This window comes from Geodermatophilus sp. SYSU D00708 (genome assembly GCF_054050115.1).
Genome location: NZ_JBJGYS010000004.1, coordinates 47,078 through 67,695, shown reverse-complemented (window position 1 = coordinate 67,695; position 20,618 = coordinate 47,078). Strand labels below are relative to the sequence as shown.

Sequence of the window (20,618 nt, the reverse complement as noted above, 5' to 3'; positions counted from 1 at the left end):
TCGGCTCCCTCTCCCACCCCGAGGACGGACGATGATCCCCAACCCGCTGCGTGATCCGCGGGACCGGCGGCTGCCCCGTGTTCCCGAGCCGTGCGCACTGGTGGTCTTCGGCATCACCGGCGACCTGGCCCGCAAGAAGCTGCTGCCGGCGGTCTACGACCTGGCCAACCGCGGGCTGCTGCCGACCAACTTCGCCCTGCTCGGCTTCGCCCGCCGCGACTGGGGTGACACCGACTTCGCGGAGCTCGCCCGCGACGCGGCCCGCAAGGCCGCCCGCACGCCGTGGCGCGAGGAGGTGTGGGAGCGGCTGGCCGGCAGCGTCCGGTTCGTCCAGGGCTCGTTCGACGACGACAACGCCTTCGACCAGCTCGCCGCCACCCTCGGGGAGCTGGAGGGCAGCCACGGCATCGGCGGGAACGCGGCGTTCTACCTGTCCATCCCGCCGGCGATGTTCCCGGTGGTGCTCAAGCAGATGCAGCGCACGGGCATGGCCGACAGCACGCCCGACCGCTGGCGGCGGGTGGTCGTGGAGAAGCCGTTCGGCACCGACCTCGCCTCCAGCCGCCAGCTCAACGCGCTGGTCGACTCGGTGTTCACCGCCGACGACGTCTTCCGCATCGACCACTACCTGGGCAAGGAGACCGTCCAGAACCTGCTGGCGCTGCGGTTCGCCAACACCCTGTTCGAGCCGGTCTGGAACGGCCACCACGTCGACTCGGTGCAGATCACGATGGCCGAGGACGTCGGCATCGGCGGGCGGGCGCAGTTCTACGAGCAGACCGGCGCCGCCCGGGACGTGCTGCAGAACCACCTGCTGCAGCTGCTGGCGCTGACCGCGATGGAGGAGCCGGTCGAGTTCTCCGCGGAGGAGATCCGCACCGAGAAGCTCAAGGTGCTGCGCGCCGTCTCGCTCCCCGACGACCTGGGCACCTTCGCCGTGCGCGGGCAGTACGAGCAGGGCTGGCTGGCCGGGCAGCGGGCCAACGGCTACCGGCAGGAGGAGGGCGTCGACCCGCACTCGACGACCGAGACCTACGCCGCCGTCCGGCTGGGCGTGGAGACCCGGCGGTGGGCCGGTGTCCCGTTCTACCTGCGCACCGGCAAGCGGCTGCCGCGGCGGGTCACCGAGATCGCGCTGGTGTTCAAGCGGGCGCCGCACCTGCCCTTCGCCGACACCGACACCGAGGAGCTGGGCAACAACCAGCTCGTCGTCCGGGTCCAGCCCGACGAGGGGGTCACCCTCAAGTTCGGGTCCAAGGTGCCCGGCAGCGTCATGGAGGTCCGCGACGTGTCGATGGACTTCCTCTACGGCGAGCAGTTCACCGAGGCCAGCCCGGAGGCCTACGAGCGGCTGCTGCTCGACGTCCTGCTGGGCGACGCGACGCTGTTCCCGCGCAACGCCGAGGTGGAGGCCTCCTGGTCGGTGATCGACCCGCTGGAGGAGTTCTGGGCCGGCACCACGCCGCACCCGTACCGGGCCGGCGAGTGGGGTCCGCGGGCGGGCGACGAGATGCTCGCCGCCGAGGGACGCCGGTGGCGGCGACCGTGACCGTCCCGTCCGTGCGATCCGAGGAGACCCGATGACGACCCTGTGGGACACCACCGGCTCCGCCGTGGTCAAGGAGCTGGCCGCCCAGCGGCGCACCGGCGGCGCGGTGCTCTCCGGGGTGGCGCTGACCCTGGTGGTCGTGGCCGACGAGGGGCGGGTGGCCGAGGCCGAGGAGGCCGCCACCGCCGCCGCCGAGCAGCACCCCTGCCGGCTGCTCATCGTGGTCCGCCGTCAGATCGAGGCGCCCACGCCCCGGCTGGACGCTGAGGTGCTGATCGGCGGCCGGCTCGGACCCGGCGAAGCCGTGGTCATGCGGATGTACGGACGGCTGGCGTTGCACGCCGAGTCGGTGGTGCTGCCGCTGCTGGCCGCCGACGCCCCCGTCGTCACCTGGTGGCACGGCACCCCGCCCGACCGGCTGTGCACCGACGCGCTGGCGGTCATCGCCGATCGCCGGATCACCGACTCCTCCCTCGCCGACGACCAGCTGGCCGCGCTGCGCACCCGCGCCGACGACTACGCCCCCGGCGACACCGACCTGGCCTGGACGCGCAGCACCCCCTGGCGGTCCACCCTCACCTCGACGCTCGACTCGGTCGCCGGACGTCGCGGCGACGCGGTGCGGGTGCTGGGCGGCCGGGTCGAGGGCGCCCCCGGCTCCGCGACCGCCCGGCTGCTGGCCGGGTGGCTCAGCGCCCGCTGCGGCTGCGCCGTCGACGTCGTCGAGGGCGAGCGGCGGCCGGGCCCCAGCGGGGTCTCCTCCGTCGTCCTGCAGCTCGACCAGGACGAGGAGGTCCAGGTCACCGCCGACCGCCGGGGCGGCGCGGTCATCGCGCAGCCCTACCGGCCCGAGGCGATGGCGGCCCTGCCCGACCGGCAGCTCGGTGACCTGGTCGGTGAGGAGTTGCGCCGCCTGGACCCCGACGAGCCGTTCGCGGAGGCCCTGGAGGCCACCACCGGCGTTCCCGGGCTCTCCGAGCGCTCGCCCGTGAGGGAGCACGTGTGGTTCGACCCCGCGCGGACGCAGGGCGGGGACGGCGAGCCGCTGCCCACCGTGCCGGAGGACTCCCAGGGCGCCGAGGAGGTCGCCGAGCACGGCGAGCGCAACGCCGAGGAGGTCGTCCCGTGACCGAGCCGGCGAGGTCGCGCAGGGGCCGGAGCGTCCGCGAGGTCGACTCGTGAGCCTGCCGCCCGGTGAGCGGGTCGCCGCCGAGCTGGCGGCGGAGGGCCAGGTCCCCGACATCGTGATCGAGCCCGACGCCGACCGGCTCGCCCGCGCGGCCGCCTCCGCGCTGGTCGCGCGGCTGGCGGCCGCGCAGGCGGTGCACGGCACCGCCTCGGTGGTGCTCACCGGCGGCGGGATCGGCACCGCCGTCCTCGAGCGGGTGGCCGCCCTGGCGGCCGAGCCGGAGCGGGAGCGGGTCGACTGGACGGCGGTGGACGTCTGGTGGGGCGACGAGCGGTTCGTCCCCGCGGGCCACGACGAGCGCAACGAGACCGGCGCGCGGCGGGCCCTGCTCGACCCCGTCGGCGTGCCGCCCGAGCGCGTGCACGCCATGCCCGCGTCGGACGCCGGGTTCGCCGAGCCCGAGGACGCCGCCGCCTGGTACGCCGAGCAGCTCGCCTCCGCGGCGCCCCCGGGTGCGCAGCTGCCCCGCATCGACGTGCTGCTGCTGGGCATGGGCCCCGAGGGGCACGTGGCGTCGATCTTCCCCGAGTCGCCGGCCGCGTCCGACGAGCGGCTGGTGGTCGCCGTGCGGGACTGCCCGAAGCCGCCGCCGACGCGGACCAGCCTCGGCTTCGCCGCGATCAACTCCGCCGAGGAGATCTGGTTGCTGGTGTCCGGGGAGGCGAAGGCCGCCGCGGTCGCCGCGGCACTGCGCGAGGGCGTCGGCCCCCTGCAGCTCCCCGCGGCCGGCGTGCACGGCCGGCGGGCCACCCGCTGGCTGCTGGACGCCGCCGCCGCGAGCGAGCTGGAGCCGCCCGCCGGCTGACCCGTCGAGACGGTCGGGGCGGCCGGCGACGTCAGTGCGGTCGGCGACCACCGTCCGCAGGCGTGCCCGTCCGCCGGGGCGAGCGACGCGCTGTGCCGGGCGCTCCGTGCCCCTCGTCCCTGGTCCGGGGGGACCCGGCGGAGCACACTGCCGGTCGCGGCCGCTGCAAGCAGATCGCAGGCGGGACGCCAGAATCCGACGGCACGGTGACCGAGCTCCGTCGGCCACACCCCCGGAGAGACCCATGACGCTCCCCGCCACGACGATCCCCCAGCCCGCCCGTGCCGAGGACGCCCTCGGGGACGTCGCGACCCATGAGGGCACCGGGCGCGGCCGGCACCACGTCGGGTGCTACTGGGACCTGGAGCAGGCGGCGTGGGTGCCGCACACCCCGGTGCCCCTCCCCCGTCCACCGATGGACTGAGCACCGTCAGGTGCCGCGGGCCCCGGCTCGGAGCCCGCGGCGCGGGTCAAGGCCCCGTCCCGGGCCCCGCCCTGAGCCTGCGAAGGGTGGGGAGGACGGGGCCTCTCGCTCAGGCGCCGCGGCGGGCCCGCAGCTTGGCGAGGGCCTCTTCGAGGAGCGCGTCGCCGTCGGCGTCGGTGCGCCGCTCGCGCACGTAGGCCAGGTGGGTCTTGTACGGCTCGGTGCGGGGTGCCGGCGGCGGGGCGGCCTGGTCCTGGCCGGCGGGCAGCCCGCAGCGCGGGCAGTCCCACAGGTCCGGCACCTCGGCGTCGCTGGCGAAGGCGACCCGGGTCTCGTGCCCCTGGGTGCACCAGAAGGCGATGCGGCGGCGAGGCGCGGTCTCGCCGCGCTCGGCCTCCCCCATCGGCCCCGCGCCGACTCGCGTGCCCCGGATCGCGTTACCACCAGCCACGAGCGCTCCCTGTGTCTTCGAGAGGTCTGCGGCGTCGACCGGCCGCGCGGGCAGTCTAGGGCCTGGACAGCGAGATTCCGCTCACCTTTCCCACGAGCAACACCGCGGCGCGCTGGTCAGACCTTGAGCAGGATCCCGAGGCCGACGATGCAGACGGCCCAGACGAGGCCGGTGAAGACCGTCAGGCGGTTGAGGTTCTTCTCCACCACGGAGGACCCGGACAACTGCGAGGACACCGCGCCACCGAACATCGAGGACAGGCCCCCACCCTTGCCCCGGTGCAGCAGGATCAGCACCACGAGGAGCACGCTGGTGAGCACCAGCAGCACGTTGAGGACCAGCTCGATCATGCATCGAGGGTAACCGACCGCGCAGCGGGTCCCGGCCGACACGACCCGGACGGGTCCCGACCGCGGTCGGTGGACCGTTTGTGTCAGCGGACGCCGGCGGTCGCGACGTCGTAGCCGCTGTAGGCGGTCATCACCACGCCGTTGCGCAGCCGCTGACCGGCGAGCAGCTGCACCCGGCCCTCGGCCAGCGGCACGTACGCGCTCGTGGCCGTGGCCGCGGCGGCGACGTCCCGCCATGCGGCACGGGCCTCCTGCGCGTCGCCGGCCGCACGGGCGGTGTCGATCAGCCCGTTCAGCTCCGGGTCGGCGAGCCGCGCGAAGTTGGTGTTCCCGACGGGGCTCACCGAGCGCCCGTCGACGAGCGGCACGAGGAAGGAGCCGGGGGTCGGGAAGTCCGCCGTCCAGGTGGCCAGGACGATCCCGAAGCCCTGGGCCGCGACGTTGTCGGGGTTGCCCACGTCGGTGGCGTAGAAGCTGGGGGCGGCCAGCGGCCGGACCTCGGCCTCGATGCCCACCTCGGCCAGCTGGCCGGCGACCTCGTCGGCCACGGCCACGCTGCTGGCGGCATCCGGGACGGCCAGCACGGTGCTGAACCCGTCGGGCTGCCCGCAGGCCTCGAGGTGCTCGCGCGCGGCAGCCGGGTCGGGCGCGGGGTCGCCGTCCTCGGGGCCGCCGTCGAGCCCGCGGGGCCACAGCTGGGAGGTCCGCACCGCGTTGACCGACCCGCCCAGGACCTCCTGCACGGCGCGGCGGTCCACGGCCGCGGCCACCGCGGCGCGGCAGTCCGGGTCGTCGAGCGGCGCGACGTTGGTCGGCAGGGCCAGCAGCCGCACGACGCCGCTGGTCACCTCGTCGACCCGGTCGGTCACCGGGACCTCGCCGCCGGTCCCCTCCGCCAGGCGTGCCTGGGTGGCGGCCTGCACGCCGGTCCCGGAGACGTCGACGTCCGCCGACCCGGCCAGCAGGGCCTGGTCGCGCTCGACGCCGCTCAGGCCGGTGCGGACGACGACCTGGTCGGGCAGCGCGGTGCGGACGTCGTCGGTCGCCGGGTCCCACTCGGGGTTCCGGTCGAGCACGATGCCGGTGACCGCGTCGACGCTGGTGATCGCGTACGGGCCGGAGGAGACCGGGTCCCCGCCGTAGTCGGCGCCGCGGTCGTTCTCGATCGGCACGGGGCTGCTCGACGGCAGGGCCATGACGTACGGGAAGTCCGGCTGCTGGCTGCGCAGGCGGAAGGTGATCGTCCGGTCGTCGGGCGTCTCGATCGCGGCCAGGCCCAGCTTCTCGGGCGACTCGTCCTGGTACGGGCCGGCGTAGGGGTTGCCCGGGTCGTCCAGCAGCTCGACGACGTGGGTGGGCCCGCCCACCACCACGTCGGAGGCGAAGGACCGCTCGATGCCGTACTTGACGTCCCGCGAGGTGATGGCCCGGCCGTTCTCGAACCGGGTCCCGTCGCGGAGGGTGAACGTCCAGGTGGTGCCGCCGTCGGGGGTGGTGCCGAGGTCGGTGGCGAGGTCCGGCACCAGCTCGTCGGTGCGCCCGGGCTCGGTGGAGTACGTCACCAGCGTGCGGGTGTAGAGCCGCATGAGGTTCCACACGCCCGGCAGGTAGGAGCGCTGCGGGTCGAGGTTGTCGATCTCGCCGGCGACCACCCGCAGCGTGCCGCCGGTGGCGTCGGAGGCGGCCCGGACGCCGGTGAGGCCGGCGTCCGGACCGTCGCCCTGCACGGGGACCCCCGAGGTGTCCCCCGAGCCACTGCTGCAGCTCACGGCGGCGCCGACGACCAGGGCGACGGCGCCGGTGATGGCCGCCACCCGGCCGCGGGTGCCGCGGGCCCAGGCCGGGCCCCGCCCCGCCGATCCCTGCTGCGTGCTCTCCACTACCGCTCCCCGCCTCGCCGGCGGCGGCGGTCAGCTGCCGTCGGCTGCTGTCCGACAGATCTGCGCGAACTCGTCAGCGTCCAGGCTGGCGCCACCGACGAGCGCGCCGTCGACGTCCGGCCCGGCCAGGATCCCGGCCGTGTTCGCGGCCTTCACCGACCCGCCATAGAGGATACGGACCACTGCGGCCGTCTCCGGACCGAAACGCTCGGCGAGCCGTGACCGAAGGGCACCGCACACCTCCTGAGCGTCCTCGGGGGTGGCCACCTCGCCGGTCCCGATCGCCCACACCGGCTCGTAGGCGATCACGATGGACCGCACCTGCTCGTCGGTCAGGCCCTCGAGCGCGGCGTCCAGCTGCGCGGTGCAGTGCGGCACGTGCTGCCCGGCCTTGCGGACGTCGAGCCCCTCCCCCACGCAGAGGATCGGCACCAGGCCGTGCCGCAGGGCGGCCTGCACCTTGGCGGCCACCAGCGCGTCGTCCTCACCGTGCAGCGCGCGCCGCTCGGAGTGCCCGACCACGACGTAGGTGCAGGCCAGGGCGGCCAGCATCGCGCCGCTGACCTCGCCGGTGTACGCGCCGGAGTCGTGGACCGAGAGGTCCTGCGCCCCGTAGCCGACCTCCAGCTTGTCGCCGGTGACCAGCGTCTGGACGCTGCGCAGCGCGGTGAACGGCGGCAGGACGACGACCTCGGCCGCCTCGAGCTCGGGCTCCTTGAGCGAGAAGACGAGCTTCTGCACCAGGCCGATGGCCTCGAGGTGGGTGAGGTTCATCTTCCAGTTGCCGGCGATGAGGGGACGTCGTCCCTCCCGCCGGACCGGCGTGCCCTTCCGTGCCATCACTCGCCCCCTCGGTCGGCCAGCACCGCGAGGCCCGGCAGCTCCCGGCCCTCGAGGTACTCCAGCGACGCGCCGCCGCCGGTGCTGATGTGCCCGTAGGCGGTCTCGTCGAGGCCCAGCTGGCGCACCGCGGCCGCGGAGTCGCCGCCCCCGACCACGGACAACCCGGCCACGGCGGCGACCGCCTCGGCCACGCCCCGGGTGCCCGCCTGGAACGGCGGGAGCTCGAAGACGCCCATCGGGCCGTTCCAGAACACGGTGCGCGCCCCGCCCAGCTCCCGGCCGAACGCCTCGACCGTCCGCGGGCCGACGTCCAGGCCCATCTGGTCGTCGGGGATGGCGTCGACGCCGACCGTGGTGGTGGGGGCGTCGGCGCTGAACTCCGGCGCGCACACCACGTCGAGCGGCAGCACGATCCGGTCCCCGGCCTCGGCCAGCAGCCGGCGGCAGGTGTCGACCTGGTCGGTCTCGAGCAGGGACTTGCCCACGCCGTGCCCCTGGGCGGCCAGGAAGGTGAAGCACATCCCGCCGCCGACCAGCAGTCGGTCGACCTTGGGCAGCAGCGCCTCGATGACGGCGAGCTTGTCGCTGACCTTCGAGCCGCCCAGCACGACCACGTAGGGCCGCTCCGGGTCCTGCGTCAGGCGGGTCAGGACGTCGAGCTCCTGGGCGACCAGCCGGCCGGCGACGTGCGGCAGCCGCTGGGCGACGTCGTACACCGAGGCGTGCTTGCGGTGCACCGCGCCGAAGGCGTCGTCGACGTAGACGTCGGCGAGGGCGGCCAGCCGGTCGGCCAGCGCACCCCGCTCGGCGTCGTCCTTCGACGTCTCGGCCGCCTCGAACCGGACGTTCTCCAGAAGCAGGACGTCGCCGTCACCGAGCGCCGCGGCCCGGGCCTGCGCGTCCTCGCCGGCCACGTCGGCGGCCAGCGGGACGCCGACGCCCAGCAGCTCCCCCAGCCGCCCGGCGACCGGGGCCAGGGAGTACTGCGGGTCGGGCGCGCCCTTGGGCCGGCCGAGGTGCGCGGCGACGACCACCCGGGCGCCACCGTCCCGCAGCGCCTGCAGGGTGGGCAGGCTGGCGCGGATCCGGCCGTCGTCGGTGATCGCGCGGGTGCCCTTGTCCAGGGGGACGTTCAGGTCGGCGCGCACGAGCACGCGCCGACCTGAGACCCCCTCGGCGAGCAGGTCGTCGAGGCTGCGCATCGTCGCCGTCAGAGGGAACGGCCGACGAGCTCGACGGAGTCGACGAGGCGGTTGGAGTAGCCCCACTCGTTGTCGTACCAGCCGAGCACCTTGGCCATCGGGCCGAACACCTTGGTCAGCTTCGCGTCGTAGATGCACGACGACGGGTCGGTGACGATGTCGGAGGAGACGATCGGCGCGTCGGTGTAGCGCAGGTAGCCGGCCAGCGGCCCGGAGGCTGCAGCCTCGCGGTAGGCGGCGTCGATCTCCTCGGCCGAGGCCTCGCGGGAGAGCTGGACGGTGAGGTCGGTGGCGGAGCCGGTGGGCACCGGGACGCGGACGGCGTACCCGTCGAGCTTGCCCTGGAGCTCGGGCAGGACCAGGCCGATCGCCTTCGCGGCACCGGTCGAGGTCGGCACCATGTTCAGCGCGGCGGCGCGGGCGCGGCGGAGGTCCTTGTGCGGGCCGTCCTGCAGGTTCTGGTCGGCGGTGTAGGCGTGGATGGTGGTCATCAGGCCGCGCTCGATGCCGAACGCGTCGTTGAGGACCTTCGCCAGCGGCGCCAGGCAGTTCGTGGTGCAGGACGCGTTGCTGATGATCGTCTGCGAGCCGTCGTACTTGTCGTGGTTGACGCCCATCACGATCGTGAGGTCGTCGCCGGTGGCCGGCGCGGAGATGACGACCTTCTTCGCCCCGCCCTTGTCGACGTGCTTGCGCGCGTCGTCGGCCTTGGTGAAGAAGCCGGTGGACTCCACGACCACGTCGACGCCGAGGTCGCCCCACGGCAGGTTGGCCGGGTCGCGCTCGGAGAGCACCTTGACGGTGGCCCCGCCGACCTTGATGCCCTCGCCGTCGGCGGCGACGTCCTCGGGGAACGTGCCGAGGATGCTGTCGTACTTGAGCAGGTGCGCCAGGACCTCGGGGCTGGTGAGGTCGTTGACCGCCACGATCTCGACGTCCTTGCCGCTGGCCGCGGCGGCCCGGTAGAAGTTGCGGCCGATCCGGCCGAATCCGTTGATGCCCACCCGTACGGTCACTGCAGACCTCCGCTGTCGGTCGACGACTGTCACTCGGGGGCCGCGTCCTCGCGGCCTCGCCCCGTGCAGACCCTAGCGGTCCCCGACCGGCCGTGGCCCGGGCCCACAAGGAGCCGGCCCGGGCCCCGCCGCCAGCGTGGTGACGCACTGGAACGGCCTCACCGCAGGGACCCGCGCCGAGCCCGGTGACGTGCGGGAACGGCCTCCCTGCAGGGACCCGCGCCGAGCCGGCGAGGCGTGGGGGGCAGGGAGGCCCTTCTCCTACTGGGTGAGCATGTCCTCGGTGACGACGGACTCGGTGTCGGGGATGCCGAGGTCCTTGGCCCGCTTGTCGGCCATCGCGAGCAGGCGACGGATCCGGCCGGCGACGGCGTCCTTGGTCATCGGCGGGTCGGCCCGCTGACCGAGCTCCTCCAGCGACGCCTGCCCGTACTCCAGCCGCAGCCGGCCGGCGATGAGCAGGTGCTCGGGGGCGTCGCCGTTGAGGATTTCCAGGGCGCGCTCCACGCGGGCGCTGGCGGCGACGGCGGCCCGCGCCGAGCGGCGCAGGTTGGCGTCGTCGAAGTTGGCCAGCCGGTTGGCCGTGGCCCGGACCTCGCGGCGCATCCGCCGCTCCTCCCAGGCCAGGACGGCGTCGTGGGCGCCCATGCGGGTCAACAGCGCGCTGATCGCGTCGCCGTCCCGGACCACGACGCGGTCGGCGCCGCGCACCTCCCGGGCCTTGGCGGCGATGCCGAGCCGCCGCGCCGCGCCCACCAGCGCCATCGCGGCCTCGGGTCCGGGGCAGGTGACCTCCAGCGACGACGAGCGGCCCGGCTCGGTCAGCGACCCGTGGGCGAGGAAGGCACCGCGCCAGGCGGCCTCGGCGTCGTTGATGCTGCCGGAGACCACCGCCGGCGGCAGGCCGCGCACGGGACGCCCGCGCTGGTCGACCAGCCCGGTCTGGCGGGCCAGGCCCTCGCCGTGCTTGGCGATGCGGACCAGGTAGCGCACCCCGCGGCGGATGTTGCCGCCGGCGAGCACGCTGACGCCGCTGGTGTAGCCGTAGACCTCGCTGATGTCGCGTCGGAGCCGGCGGGCGACGGATCCGGTGTCGAGCTCGGCCTCGATGACCACCCGGCCACCGACGATGTGCAGCCCACCGCTGAAGCGCAGCAGGGCGGTGACCTCCGCCTTGCGCTCGGAGGTCTTGGTGCACTCCACCCGAGACAGCTCGTCCTTGACCATGGCCGTCATCGCCATGCCGTCCACCCCCACGTTCCCCCGGGGTTACCAGGCCCCATGTGCGACGTCCCCTCTTCTCCCCCTCGTACCGGTGCCGGTACCGAAGGGTCCGGTACCCGGCGCCGGATTTCCATGCCCGTTGGGCCCTAGCGCACCGCCACCGCCGGCCTGAACGCCGCCGCGAGGCGGCCCGGGTCGTGGCGCGGTGACCCGTCGGGTGCGGCGACGGGAGCCAGGACGAGCTCCGCACCGCACTCGCGGACTGCAGAAAGGAGACCACAGCGGTCAACAACCGAGTCGACATCCGCGATCACCGTGTGCAGCGCCACCCCGCCCAGATGGCTGCGCAGCACCGTGAGGTGTTCCTCCGGCGAGAAGCCGTCGGTCTCCCCCGGTTGCGGTTCCAGGTTCAGCACGACCACCACCCGAGCCCTGCTCGCCTCGAGGGCGGCGCGCAGCCGCGGCACCAGCAGGTGCGGCAGCACGGAGGTGTACCAGGATCCGGGCCCCAGCGACACCACGTCGGCCGCCGCGATGGCGTCGAGGACGGCGCCGTTCACCGGCGGGTCCGGCGGCGAGACGATGATGTCGCGGACCCGGCCCGGCGTGGACGCGATCGCGACCTGGCCGCGGATCGTGCGGGTGCGCGACGGGTCGTCCGGGTCGGTGCTCTCCACCCGCGCGACGAGGTCCAGCGGGACGTCGGCCATCGGCAGCACCCGCCCGCGGGCGCCCAGCAGGCGGCACAGGTCGTCCAGGGCCGCCACGGCGTCGCCGCTGTGCAGCTCGGTGAGCCCGGTGAGCACCAGGTTGCCGACGGGGTGCCCGGCGAGCACGCCGGTGCCGCCGAACCGGTGCTGCAGCAGCGCGGCCATGCGGCGGGTGTCCGCGGCGTCGCCGGCCAGGGCCGCGAGGGCCATGCGCAGGTCGCCGGGCGGCAGGACCGGCATCTCCCGGCGGATCCGGCCCGAGGACCCGCCGTCGTCGGCCACCGTCACCACCGCGGTGAGCTCCGTGGTGAGCTGCCGCCACGCGCCGAGGGCCGCGGCCAGGCCGTGGCCGCCGCCGAAGGCGACCACCCGCAGCGGGCGGTCGAGCGCGGGGACCCGCGGCTCGGTCTCCACGGCCCCCACTACTCGCGGCCCAGGTCGCGGTGCTGGACGGTGGTGGCGATCCCCTCGGCGGTCAGCCGGCGGGCGAACTCCTCGGCGATCGCCACGCTGCGGTGCTTGCCGCCGGTACAGCCGACGGCGAGGGTCAGGTAGCGCTTGCCCTCCCGCCGGTAGCCGGGGATGAGCAGCCGCAGCACGTCGGAGTAGCGGTCGAGGAACGGGCGGGCGTCGTCCTGGCCGAGGACGTAGTCGCGGACGTCGGCGTCCTGCCCGGTGTGCGCACGCAGCTCGGGCAGCCAGTGCGGGTTGGGCAGGAACCGGGCGTCCACGACGAGGTCGGCGTCCAGCGGCAGGCCGTACTTGAAGCCGAAGCTGAGCACCGTGGCGGTCAGCGGCGGGAGCTGCCCCTCGTGCGCGAACGCCTTCTCCAGCGTGGCGCGCAACTGGTGGACGTTGAGGTCGCTGGTGTCGACCCACAGGTCGGCCTCGCCGGCGATGCCGGTGAGCAGCGCGCGCTCGGCGGAGATGCCGTCGATCAGCGTGCCGTCGCCCTGCAGCGGGTGCTCCCGGCGCACCGACTCGTACCGGCGCACCAGCACCTCCTCGCGGGCGTGCACGTAGACCACCCGCGGGCGGTGGCCGGCCTCGGCCAGCACCCGGATGGCCTCCTGCAGGTCGCTGGAAAAGGCCCGGCTGCGCACGTCGACCACGGCGGCGAAGCGGCGCAGGTCGCCGCGGGCGCCGAGCTCCACCATCGGCAGGAGCAGCGCCGGCGGCAGGTTGTCGACGACGAAGAAGCCGAGGTCCTCCAGCACCCGGCCGGCGCTGTTCTTGCCGGCGCCGGACAGGCCGGTGACGACGACGACGTCCAGCGGCTGGGTCTCGGTGGACGCCGGGTCGATGGGCGGCGGGACGTCGGTGTGCGGGTGACCCGGGGCCCCGGGGGGCGTCCCGAGGGGGCCGTGCGGGTGGGTCACCCCGTCGCGGGAGCTGGTCAGTTCGGTGCCCCCGCTCACGAGGCCACCAGCCCGACCTCGGCGGTGGCCCCGGCGCCGGGCTGCGGAGCGCCCCGCTCGGCGGGGCCGGCCGGGGCGGTCGTCGTCTCCACGACGTCGTCGGCCGGTGGCGAGTCCGGAGCCGGTTCCGCGACCGCCGCCTGCACCGCCTCCGCCGTGCGCCGGCCGATGCCGGGGACGGCCATCAGCTCCTCGACGGTCGCGGCCCGCAGCCGCTTGAGGGACCCGAACTGCTTCATCAGCGCCTTCCGCCGCGACTCCCCGAGACCGGGGACGTCGTCCAACAGGGAGACCAGCATGCTGGTGGACCGCTTCTGCCGGTGGTATGTGATCGCGAACCGGTGTGCCTCGTCCCGCACCCGCTGGAGCAGGTACAGCGCCTCGGAGGTGCGCGGCAGGATCACCGGGTCGCTCTCGCCGGGCAGCCACACCTCCTCCATGCGCTTGGCCAGCCCGCACACGGCGACGTCGACGACGCCCAGCTCGTCGAGGGACTTCGCGGCCGCGGCCACCTGCGGGGCACCGCCGTCCACGACCAGCAGGTTCGGCGGGTAGGCGAACCGGCGCGGCCGGCCCTCCTCCGCGGCGACCCCCTGCTCGTCCTTGCGGTCCTGCTCCTCCTTGAGGTGCCGGGCGAACCGCCGGCGCACCACCTCGGCCATGGCCGCGGTGTCGTCGGTTCCGTTGGTGACGCTGAACCGGCGGTAGTCGGACTTCTTCGCCAGGCCGTCCTCGAACACCACCATCGACGCCACCACGTTGGTGCCCTGGACGTGCGAGACGTCCATGCACTCGATCCGCAGCGGCGCGTCGGGCAGCTCCAGGGCCTCCTGCAGCTCCTGCAGCGCCAGCGAACGGGCGGTGAGGTCGCTGGACCGCTTCACCCGGTGCCGGGCGAACGCCTCCTTGGCGTTGCGCTCGACGGTCTCCAGCAGGGCTCGCTTGTCGCCGCGCTGCGGCACCCGCAGCGACACCCGGGACCCGCGCAGCTCGCTGAGCAGCTCCTCGTACACGTCGGCGTCCTGGGGCAGCTCGGGGACGAGCACCTCCTTGGGCACCGTCTCCCCCGACTCGACCGCGCCGGTCTGCTCGTCGACCCCGCCGTAGACCTGCAGCAGGAACTGCTCGACCAGCTCGCCGGTGGTGACCTCCTCGACCTTGTCGACGATCCAGCCGCGCTGGCCGCGGACCCGCCCGCCGCGGACGTGGAAGACCTGCACGGAGGCCTCCAGCTCGTCCTGCGCGAAGGCGACGACGTCGGCGTCGGTGCCGTCCCCGAGGACGACGGCCTGCTTCTCCAACGCCCGCTTGAGCGCGCCCAGGTCGTCGCGCAGCCGGGCGGCCTTCTCGTACTCCATCGCCTCGGCGGCCTCGGCCATCTCCCGCTCGAGGCGCTTGACCATCGAGTCGGTGCGGCCGGCCATGAAGTCGCAGAAGTCGTCGACGATGGCGCGGTGCTCCTCGGCCGACACCCGGCCCACACACGGCGCCGCGCACTTGCCGATGTAGCCCAGCAGGCAGGGCCGGCCGATCTGCCCGGCGCGCTTGAAGACGCCGTTGGAGCAGGTCCGGGCCGGGAAGACGCGGGTCAGGGTGTCGAGGGTCTCCCGGATCGCCCACGCGTGCGCGTAGGGCCCGAAGTAGCGGACGCCCTTCTTCTTCGGCCCGCGCATCACCTGCAGCCGCGGGTACTCCTCGTTGAGGGTGACCGCCAGCGACGGGTAGCTCTTGTCGTCGCGGTAGCGGACGTTGAACCGCGGGTCGAACTCCTTGATCCAGTTGTACTCGAGCTGGAGGGCCTCGACCTCGGTGCCGACGACGGTCCACTCGACGCTGGCCGCCGTCGTCACCATCTGCCGGGTGCGCGGGTGCAGGCCCGCGACGTCGGCGAAGTAGCTGTTCAGCCGCTGCCGGAGGTTCTTGGCCTTGCCGACGTAGACGACCCGCCCGTTGGGGTCGCGGAACTTGTAGACCCCGGGGTCCTCCGGGATGCTGCCGACCGCCGGTCGGTAGGTGGACGGGTCGGGCATGGCCTCCAGGTTAGGTGGGGTGGACGACGGTCCGCCGTCCGCGGGGCGTGGATGTGGCCACTGGGACGACATCGGTGTGATTCCCCGGGGACCTCCGCCTCTGGCCCGCGCGCCGGCTCCCGGCCCAGCCTGGCGGCGCCGAGGCGGGAGGAGGCGCGTCATGGGTGAGCACGTCCGCGCGGGCGACCTCGACGTCTGGGTGGAGCAGGTCGGCGAGGGCCCCGACGTCCTGCTCATCGGCGGTCTCGGGGACACCGTCGAGTCGTGGCAGTTCCAGCTCGACGGGCTGGCCGACCGCTACCGGCTCACCGCCTTCGACAACCGCGGCGCCGGACGGACGGCGATCCCCGACGGCCCGACGAGCGTCGGCGAGATGGCCGACGACGCCGCCGCCGTGCTGGACGCGCTCGGCATCCGCTCGGCGCACGTGGCGGGCTTCTGGGGCGGGGCGAAGATCGCCCAGGAACTGGCGCTGCGCCGTCCCGACGTGGTGCGCAGCCTGGTGCTGCAGAGCACCTGGGCGGCCATGGACCCCTACCTGCAGAAGTGGGTGCGTTTCATCCGCTGGCTGGTCGAGGCGGCCCCCGACGAGCGGGCGTTCCTGGATGCCTTCTTCCTGATGATCTACACCCCCCGCGCGCACGACGACGGCACGGTCGAGGCGTTCATCGACGAGGTCCTCGCCTTCCCGCACAAGCAGCCGCCCGAAGTGGTCCAGCGGCACCTGGACGCCTTCGCCGCCCACGACACCACCGCCCGGCTGCCGCAGGTGAGCGCCCCGACCCTCGTGCTCGCCGGCGGGATCGACATGACCGCGCGGCCGGAGCTGGGGCAAGTCGTCGCCGACCTCGTCCCCGGAGCCGTCTTCGAGGTCTGGGCCACCGAGTCCCACCAGCCGTTCCAGGAGGTGCCGGAGCGGTGGAACGCCCGCGTCGACGCGTTCTGGCGGGAGGTGTCGGCCGCCGAGGCGCCACCGCCCCGCGCGGCCGCCGACGACGAGCCCCCCGCGGCCGCCGACGACCAGCGGTTCTCCCCCGACCGCCCGCCGGCGGCCGTCCGCCCGGCCGGATGAGGGTCAGTCGCCGATCCGGGCGTCCAGCCAGGACAGCAGGTGGCCGGTCACCTCGTCCCGGTTGGTCTCGTTGAACACCTCGTGCCGCGCTTCCGGGTAGACGTGCAGCTCCACGGGCAGGCCGCGGTCGCGCAGCAGGTCGGCGAGGGCGGTCACCTGGGCTGCGTCGACCCCGCCGACCGGGTCCCGCTGCCCGGCCAGCAGCAGCACCGGCAGGCCCTCGGCCAGCCGCCCGACCGCCTCCGCGGTCGCCGAGCGGACGGCGAGGCCGAAGACGCCGGCCGCGTAGCCGGTGGTCAGCGGCATCCGGTCCCCGCAGAGCGGGTCGGCGAGGTAGGCGTCGACCTCGGCGGGGTCCCGCGACAGCCAGTCGAACGGGGTGCGCGCCGGCTCGAACGGCTGGTTGAAGGCGCCCAGGGCGTCCAGCGGCACGTCCCCGGCGCCGGCGGCCGTCGACGCCTCCAGGGCGGTGACCGCCTCGGCCAGGTGCGGCGCGACGCCGACCGGTCCCGAGAGCACCAGGCCGGCGAGGTCCCCGCGCTCCTCCTCCGCGGCGGCCAGCGCGACGATCGAGCCCATCGAGTGGCCGAGCAGCACGGTCGGGAGGCCGGGGTGCTCACCGGCGGCGACCGCGGCCAGCGCCCGCACGTCGGCCAGCAGGGCGTCGGGGCCGGCGGCACCGAACCTGCCCGGGCCGGTCGACTCCGCCGTCCGGCCGTGGCCGCGCAGGTCGAGGGCGTACACGGCCAGGCCGCGCGCGGTGAGGGCCCGGGCCAGCCGGCCGTACCGCCCGGAGTGCTCGGAGGCGCCGTGCACGACCAGGACGGTGCCCCGGAGGGCGCCCTCCGGCAGCCAGCGCCGGTACACCAGCCGGACGCCGTCCGTGGCCTCCAGCAGCCGCAGGTCCTCGTCGGTCGCCGTCATCGCCTCGTCCCCGTCACGTCGCCTCCCCGGGTGGGCCCTTCACCGCCAGGACCGGGCAGTCGACGTCCAGCAGGATCCGCTGGGCGGCGCTGCCCATGAGCAGCTTGCCCACCGCGGACCGTCGACGCAGCCCGATGACCAGCAGCTCGGCGCCGGTCTCGGTGACCACCGCGGACAGCTCCTCGGCGATGTCCCGGCCCACCGGCTGGCGCACCTCGAAGGGCACGCCGGACACCGTCAGGTCGGCCTGCAGCTGCCGCAGCCGGTCGCCGAACAGGAACTCCTCGTCGACGAGCGCGTCCCCGCGGGAGCTGTTGACGACCACCAGCCGGGCCGCCCGTCGCTCGGCCTCCACGACCGCGTGCTCCAGCGCGGCCCGTCCCCGCGGGTTCGGGACGACCCCCACGACCACGACCCCGCCCACCTAGTCCTCCCATCCCTCGCGGTTGGCCGCCGCGTGCTCGCGGTGCCGGAGCCCCTCCCCGTGCTGCAGCTCCTCCGGCGTGGACCTCCGGCCGCGGACGACGCGCAGCACGATCGGCACCACCAGCGCCAACAGCGCCAGGAACAGCACGACCCGGCTGAACCAGGTCTCGACCAGGACACTCAGGTCGCCGCCGCTGATCGCCAGCGCGCGGCGCAGGTTGGTCTCGGCGACCGGGCCGAGGATCAGCCCGATGACCGCCGGCGCCACCGGCCAGCCGTAGCGCCGCATGGCGAAGCCGAGGAAGCCGAGCACGAGGAGCAGCACGAGGTCCAGCGGGTCGGCGTTGACCGCGTAGGAGCCGAGGGAGGCGAACAACAGGATCCCCGCGTACAGGTAGGGCCGCGGGATGCGCAGCAGCTTCACCCACAGCCCGGCCAGCGGGAGGTTGAGCACGAGCAGCATCGTGTTGCCGATGAACAGCGCCGCGATGAGCGTCCACACCAGGGTGGACTCCGTGGTCAGCAGCGTCGGGCCGGGCTGGATGCCGTACCCCTGGAAGGCGGCCAGCAGGATCGCGGCGGTCGCCGAGGTGGGCAGCCCGAGGGTGAGCAGCGGGACGAGGACGCCGGCGGCCGCGGCGTTGTTGGCCGCCTCCGGCCCCGCCACGCCCTCGATGGCGCCGCGGCCGAACTCCTCGGGGTGTCGGGTCAGCTTCCGCTCGGTGGCGTAGGACAGGAACGTCGGGATCTCCGCCCCGCCGGCCGGCATCGCCCCGAGGGGGAAGCCGAGCGCCGTCCCGCGCAACCACGGCTTCCACGACCGGCGCAGGTCCTCGCCGGTGAGGTACCGCCCGGAGGCCGGCATGACCTCCACCGGCCCGCGGCGCAGCCGGGAGGCGACGTAGAGCGCCTCCCCGACGGCGAACAGCGCCACCGCGACCACGACGACGTCGATCCCGTCGGACAGCTGCGGGATGCCGAGGGTGAACCGCTCCTGCCCGGTGAGGACGTCGGTGCCGACCAGGCCCAGGTAGAGGCCCACGCCCAGCGACGCCAGCCCGCGCAGCGGCGAGGCGCCCAGGACGGTGGACACCGCGACGAAGGCCAGGACGGCGAGGGCGAAGTAGTCGGCCGCGGTGATCCCGATGGCCAGGTCGACGATGGTGGGCGCGAGCAGCGCGAGCAGCAGGGTGGCGATCGTGCCCGCGACGAAGGAGCCGATCGCCGCCGTGGCCAGCGCCGCCGCGCCCCGGCCGGCCTTGGCCATCCGGTTGCCCTCGAGCGCGGTCATGATCGAGCTGGCCTCGCCCGGGGTGTTGAGCAGGATCGACGTCGTCGACCCGCCGTACATGCCGCCGTAGTAGATGCCGGCGAACATGATGAACGCGCTGACCGGCTCCAGCACGTAGGTGATCGGCAGCAGCAGGGCGACGGTCATCGCGGGCCCGATGCCGGGCAGGACGCCGACCGCCGTCCCCAGCAGGACGCCGATGAAGGCGAACAGCAGGTTGACCGGCGTCAGCGCGTCGGCGAAGCCGGCGGCGAGGTCGCTGAGGGCGTCCATCAGAACCAGCTCGTCGCCAGCTCGAGCAGCGTCCCGCCGGGCAGCGCCACGTTGAGCGCCTTGACGAAGACGATCCAGACGACCACCGAGGTGACCCCGCCGGCGATCAGCGGCCGGACGATGCCCCGCGCGCCGAGCGCCCAGGCGACCGTGCCGAACATCAGGGTCACCGCCAGCGGCCAGCCGACGACGTTGATCAGGAGGGCGTGGGCGAGGAACGCGACCGCGATGATGCCGACCGCCCGCCACGACGTGCCGGCGGTCGGGTCGACGTCCTCGCTCTCGTCGGCGGGGCCACGGTCGCCGCGGAACACGCGGTACCCCAGCGCCAGCGCGGTGACGATGACCAGGCCACCGACCAGGTAGGGGAAGAACCGCGGCCCGACGGCGTTCGTCGAGCCGGGGACGGCGATCGTCCCGGCGTCGACGACGAGGTACACGCCGAGCAGGCCCAGCAGCACGGTCATGGCCAGCTCGCCGTTGCTGCGCCCGCGCGGCTCCTCCGCGGGCGCCGTCGCGGGCTGGCGGTCGGCCGCCGTGCTCACTGGATCAGGCCGATCTGCACCAGGATCTCGCGCACCCGGGCCTCCTCCTCGGCGAGGAACCCGCCGTAGTCGTCGCCGGTCAGCAGCAGGTCGTCCCAGCCGTTGTTCGCCAGGGCCTCGGCCCACTCGTCGCTGTCGTGCATGTCGACGACCAGGGCGGTGAGGTCGTCGCGGGCGGTCGCGGTCATGCCGGGGCGCGCCATGACCCCGCGCCAGTTGGACAGCTCGACGTCGAACCCCGACTCCACCAGCGTCGGGACGTCGGGCACCTGGTCGCTTCGCTCGGCGGTGGAGACCGCCAGCCCCTTGAGGTCCCCGGAGGCGACCTGCGGGCCGTAGTCGGCGGTGCCCGAGATTCCGGCGGTGACCTGACCGCCGAGCAGGGCGGACAGCGACTCGCCGCCGCCCGAGTAGGGGATGTAGTTGATCTGCCCCGGGTCGACGCCGGCGGCCTGGGCCAGCAGTCCGGCGAGGATCTGGTCGGTCCCGCCGGCCGACCCGCCGGCGATCGGGGTGTTCGCGGGGTCGGCCTTCCACACCTCGACGAACCCGGCGACGTCGTCGAAGGGGGCGTCCGGCGGGGCGACGATGAGCTCGGTCTCGCCGATCAGCCGGGCGATCGGCGTGACGTCGGTGAGCCGGGTGGTGGAGTCGTTGGTGTCGACGGCGCCCACCATGACCAGGCCCATCATCATCAGCAGCGCGTCGTCGTCCTCGCGGGCGAGCTGGCCGAGCCCGATGACGCCGCCGGCGCCCTCGACGTTGAAGACCTGCACGTTGCGCGCCAGGCCGCTGCCCTGGATGGCGCGTTGCATGACGCGGGCGGTGGTGTCCCACCCGCCTCCCGGGCTGGCCGGCGCCATGATCCGCAGCCGGGAGAGGTCACCGGGCTGGACGACGGTGCCCGCGCAGCCGGCCAGCGATCCCAGCGCACCGAGCGCCGGCGCGGCCACCAGACCGGCGAGGAACGACCTGCGCGTGAGCACGGCGACCCAC

General features: G+C 74.5%; 20 protein-coding genes. 5 read left to right on the top strand and 15 right to left on the bottom strand.

Annotation, left to right across the window (positions count from 1 at the left end):
* The first annotated feature begins 31 nt into the window (after positions 1–31).
* The 4 genes from zwf (at position 32) to ACI79D_RS05295 (ending at position 3,967) form a co-directional block, all read left to right on the top strand.
* Positions 32–1,549 carry a glucose-6-phosphate dehydrogenase gene (gene zwf / locus ACI79D_RS05310; RefSeq protein ID WP_456917275.1) on the top strand — a complete coding sequence of 506 codons (1,518 nt, stop codon included), beginning with the start codon at positions 32–34 and terminating at the stop codon, positions 1,547–1,549.
* Positions 1,550–1,580: 31 nt separating this feature from the next.
* A complete protein-coding gene (locus ACI79D_RS05305) occupies positions 1,581–2,678 on the top strand; it encodes a glucose-6-phosphate dehydrogenase assembly protein OpcA (protein WP_456917274.1) in 1,098 nt (365 codons plus the stop codon).
* Positions 2,679–2,727: 49 nt separating this feature from the next.
* Positions 2,728–3,543, top strand: a complete 816-nt coding sequence (gene pgl, locus ACI79D_RS05300) for a 6-phosphogluconolactonase (protein ID WP_456917273.1) — start codon at positions 2,728–2,730, stop codon at positions 3,541–3,543.
* 244 nt (positions 3,544–3,787) lie between these two features.
* Positions 3,788–3,967 (top strand): hypothetical protein, encoded by a 180-nt coding sequence (locus ACI79D_RS05295; RefSeq protein ID WP_456917272.1) that lies wholly within the window; start codon positions 3,788–3,790, stop codon positions 3,965–3,967.
* Between the two features lie 109 nt (positions 3,968–4,076).
* Here the strand turns inward: ACI79D_RS05295 and ACI79D_RS05290 are convergent, their stop codons facing one another.
* The 10 genes from ACI79D_RS05290 to uvrC all read right to left on the bottom strand — a co-directional run bounded on the left by ACI79D_RS05290 (position 4,077) and on the right by uvrC (position 15,091).
* The gene (locus ACI79D_RS05290; RefSeq protein WP_456917271.1) at positions 4,077–4,418 is read right to left on the bottom strand and encodes an RNA polymerase-binding protein RbpA; all 342 of its coding nucleotides are present in this window, start codon (positions 4,416–4,418) and stop codon (positions 4,077–4,079) included.
* Between the two features lie 116 nt (positions 4,419–4,534).
* On the bottom strand, positions 4,535–4,768 hold the full coding sequence (gene secG, locus ACI79D_RS05285) for a preprotein translocase subunit SecG (protein ID WP_456917270.1): 234 nt from the start codon (positions 4,766–4,768) through the stop codon (positions 4,535–4,537).
* Between the two features lie 83 nt (positions 4,769–4,851).
* The gene (locus ACI79D_RS05280) at positions 4,852–6,648 is read right to left on the bottom strand and encodes an ABC transporter substrate-binding protein (RefSeq protein ID WP_456917269.1); all 1,797 of its coding nucleotides are present in this window, start codon (positions 6,646–6,648) and stop codon (positions 4,852–4,854) included.
* 30 nt (positions 6,649–6,678) lie between these two features.
* On the bottom strand, positions 6,679–7,488 hold the full coding sequence (gene tpiA, locus ACI79D_RS05275) for a triose-phosphate isomerase (protein WP_456917268.1): 810 nt from the start codon (positions 7,486–7,488) through the stop codon (positions 6,679–6,681).
* Positions 7,488–8,693, bottom strand: a complete 1,206-nt coding sequence (locus tag ACI79D_RS05270; RefSeq protein WP_456917267.1) for a phosphoglycerate kinase — start codon at positions 8,691–8,693, stop codon at positions 7,488–7,490. Before ACI79D_RS05270 ends, tpiA begins: the two co-directional genes overlap by 1 nt.
* Positions 8,694–8,701: 8 nt before the next feature.
* Entirely contained in the window at positions 8,702–9,709 is a 1,008-nt protein-coding gene (gene gap / locus ACI79D_RS05265) for a type I glyceraldehyde-3-phosphate dehydrogenase (RefSeq protein WP_456917266.1), read from the bottom strand.
* A 261-nt stretch (positions 9,710–9,970) separates the two neighbouring features.
* Complete coding sequence (gene whiA, locus ACI79D_RS05260) at positions 9,971–10,951, bottom strand: DNA-binding protein WhiA (protein ID WP_456917265.1); 981 nt, start codon at positions 10,949–10,951, stop codon at positions 9,971–9,973.
* A gap of 128 nt (positions 10,952–11,079) precedes the next feature.
* Entirely contained in the window at positions 11,080–12,057 is a 978-nt protein-coding gene (locus tag ACI79D_RS05255) for a gluconeogenesis factor YvcK family protein (RefSeq protein ID WP_456917264.1), read from the bottom strand.
* An 8-nt stretch (positions 12,058–12,065) separates the two neighbouring features.
* Entirely contained in the window at positions 12,066–13,061 is a 996-nt protein-coding gene (gene rapZ / locus ACI79D_RS05250) for an RNase adapter RapZ (protein WP_456917263.1), read from the bottom strand.
* Positions 13,058–15,091, bottom strand: a complete 2,034-nt coding sequence (uvrC, locus tag ACI79D_RS05245; RefSeq protein ID WP_456917262.1) for an excinuclease ABC subunit UvrC — start codon at positions 15,089–15,091, stop codon at positions 13,058–13,060. Before uvrC ends, rapZ begins: the two co-directional genes overlap by 4 nt.
* A 160-nt stretch (positions 15,092–15,251) precedes the next feature.
* Between uvrC and ACI79D_RS05240 the strand changes: the two genes are divergently transcribed.
* Positions 15,252–16,163 (top strand): alpha/beta fold hydrolase, encoded by a 912-nt coding sequence (locus tag ACI79D_RS05240; protein ID WP_456917261.1) that lies wholly within the window; start codon positions 15,252–15,254, stop codon positions 16,161–16,163.
* Positions 16,164–16,166: 3 nt separating this feature from the next.
* On the opposite strand, the gene ACI79D_RS05235 is transcribed toward ACI79D_RS05240, so the two are convergent.
* Genes ACI79D_RS05235 through ACI79D_RS05215 form a run of 5 tightly spaced genes read right to left on the bottom strand, consistent with a single transcriptional unit; the run spans position 16,167 to position 20,608 of the window.
* Positions 16,167–17,087, bottom strand: coding sequence for an alpha/beta fold hydrolase (locus ACI79D_RS05235; RefSeq protein WP_456917260.1), 921 nt, complete (start codon positions 17,085–17,087; stop codon positions 16,167–16,169).
* A gap of 13 nt (positions 17,088–17,100) precedes the next feature.
* Entirely contained in the window at positions 17,101–17,511 is a 411-nt protein-coding gene (locus ACI79D_RS05230) for a universal stress protein (protein WP_456917259.1), read from the bottom strand.
* On the bottom strand, positions 17,512–19,077 hold the full coding sequence (locus tag ACI79D_RS05225) for a tripartite tricarboxylate transporter permease (RefSeq protein ID WP_456917258.1): 1,566 nt from the start codon (positions 19,075–19,077) through the stop codon (positions 17,512–17,514).
* On the bottom strand, positions 19,077–19,622 hold the full coding sequence (locus ACI79D_RS05220) for a tripartite tricarboxylate transporter TctB family protein (RefSeq protein WP_456917257.1): 546 nt from the start codon (positions 19,620–19,622) through the stop codon (positions 19,077–19,079). The genes ACI79D_RS05225 and ACI79D_RS05220 overlap by 1 nt, the downstream gene beginning before the upstream one ends.
* A complete protein-coding gene (locus ACI79D_RS05215; RefSeq protein ID WP_456917256.1) occupies positions 19,619–20,608 on the bottom strand; it encodes a Bug family tripartite tricarboxylate transporter substrate binding protein in 990 nt (329 codons plus the stop codon). Before ACI79D_RS05215 ends, ACI79D_RS05220 begins: the two co-directional genes overlap by 4 nt.
* Positions 20,609–20,618 lie beyond the last annotated feature (10 nt).

What these genes read in the sequence shown, in the direction of transcription:
- ACI79D_RS05235 (WP_456917260.1), bottom strand. Translation starts at nt 17,087, where the DNA reads ATGACGGCGACCGACGAGGACCTGCGGCTGCTGGAGGCCACGGACGGC.
- ACI79D_RS05240 (WP_456917261.1), top strand. Translation starts at nt 15,252, where the DNA reads ATGGGTGAGCACGTCCGCGCGGGCGACCTCGACGTCTGGGTGGAGCAG.
- ACI79D_RS05295 (WP_456917272.1), top strand. Translation starts at nt 3,788, where the DNA reads ATGACGCTCCCCGCCACGACGATCCCCCAGCCCGCCCGTGCCGAGGAC.
- tpiA (WP_456917268.1), bottom strand. Translation starts at nt 7,488, where the DNA reads ATGGCACGGAAGGGCACGCCGGTCCGGCGGGAGGGACGACGTCCCCTC.
- secG (WP_456917270.1), bottom strand. Translation starts at nt 4,768, where the DNA reads ATGATCGAGCTGGTCCTCAACGTGCTGCTGGTGCTCACCAGCGTGCTC.
- ACI79D_RS05225 (WP_456917258.1), bottom strand. Translation starts at nt 19,077, where the DNA reads ATGGACGCCCTCAGCGACCTCGCCGCCGGCTTCGCCGACGCGCTGACG.
- zwf (WP_456917275.1), top strand. Translation starts at nt 32, where the DNA reads ATGATCCCCAACCCGCTGCGTGATCCGCGGGACCGGCGGCTGCCCCGT.
- uvrC (WP_456917262.1), bottom strand. Translation starts at nt 15,091, where the DNA reads ATGCCCGACCCGTCCACCTACCGACCGGCGGTCGGCAGCATCCCGGAG.
- whiA (WP_456917265.1), bottom strand. Translation starts at nt 10,951, where the DNA reads ATGGCGATGACGGCCATGGTCAAGGACGAGCTGTCTCGGGTGGAGTGC.
- ACI79D_RS05305 (WP_456917274.1), top strand. Translation starts at nt 1,581, where the DNA reads ATGACGACCCTGTGGGACACCACCGGCTCCGCCGTGGTCAAGGAGCTG.
- ACI79D_RS05270 (WP_456917267.1), bottom strand. Translation starts at nt 8,693, where the DNA reads ATGCGCAGCCTCGACGACCTGCTCGCCGAGGGGGTCTCAGGTCGGCGC.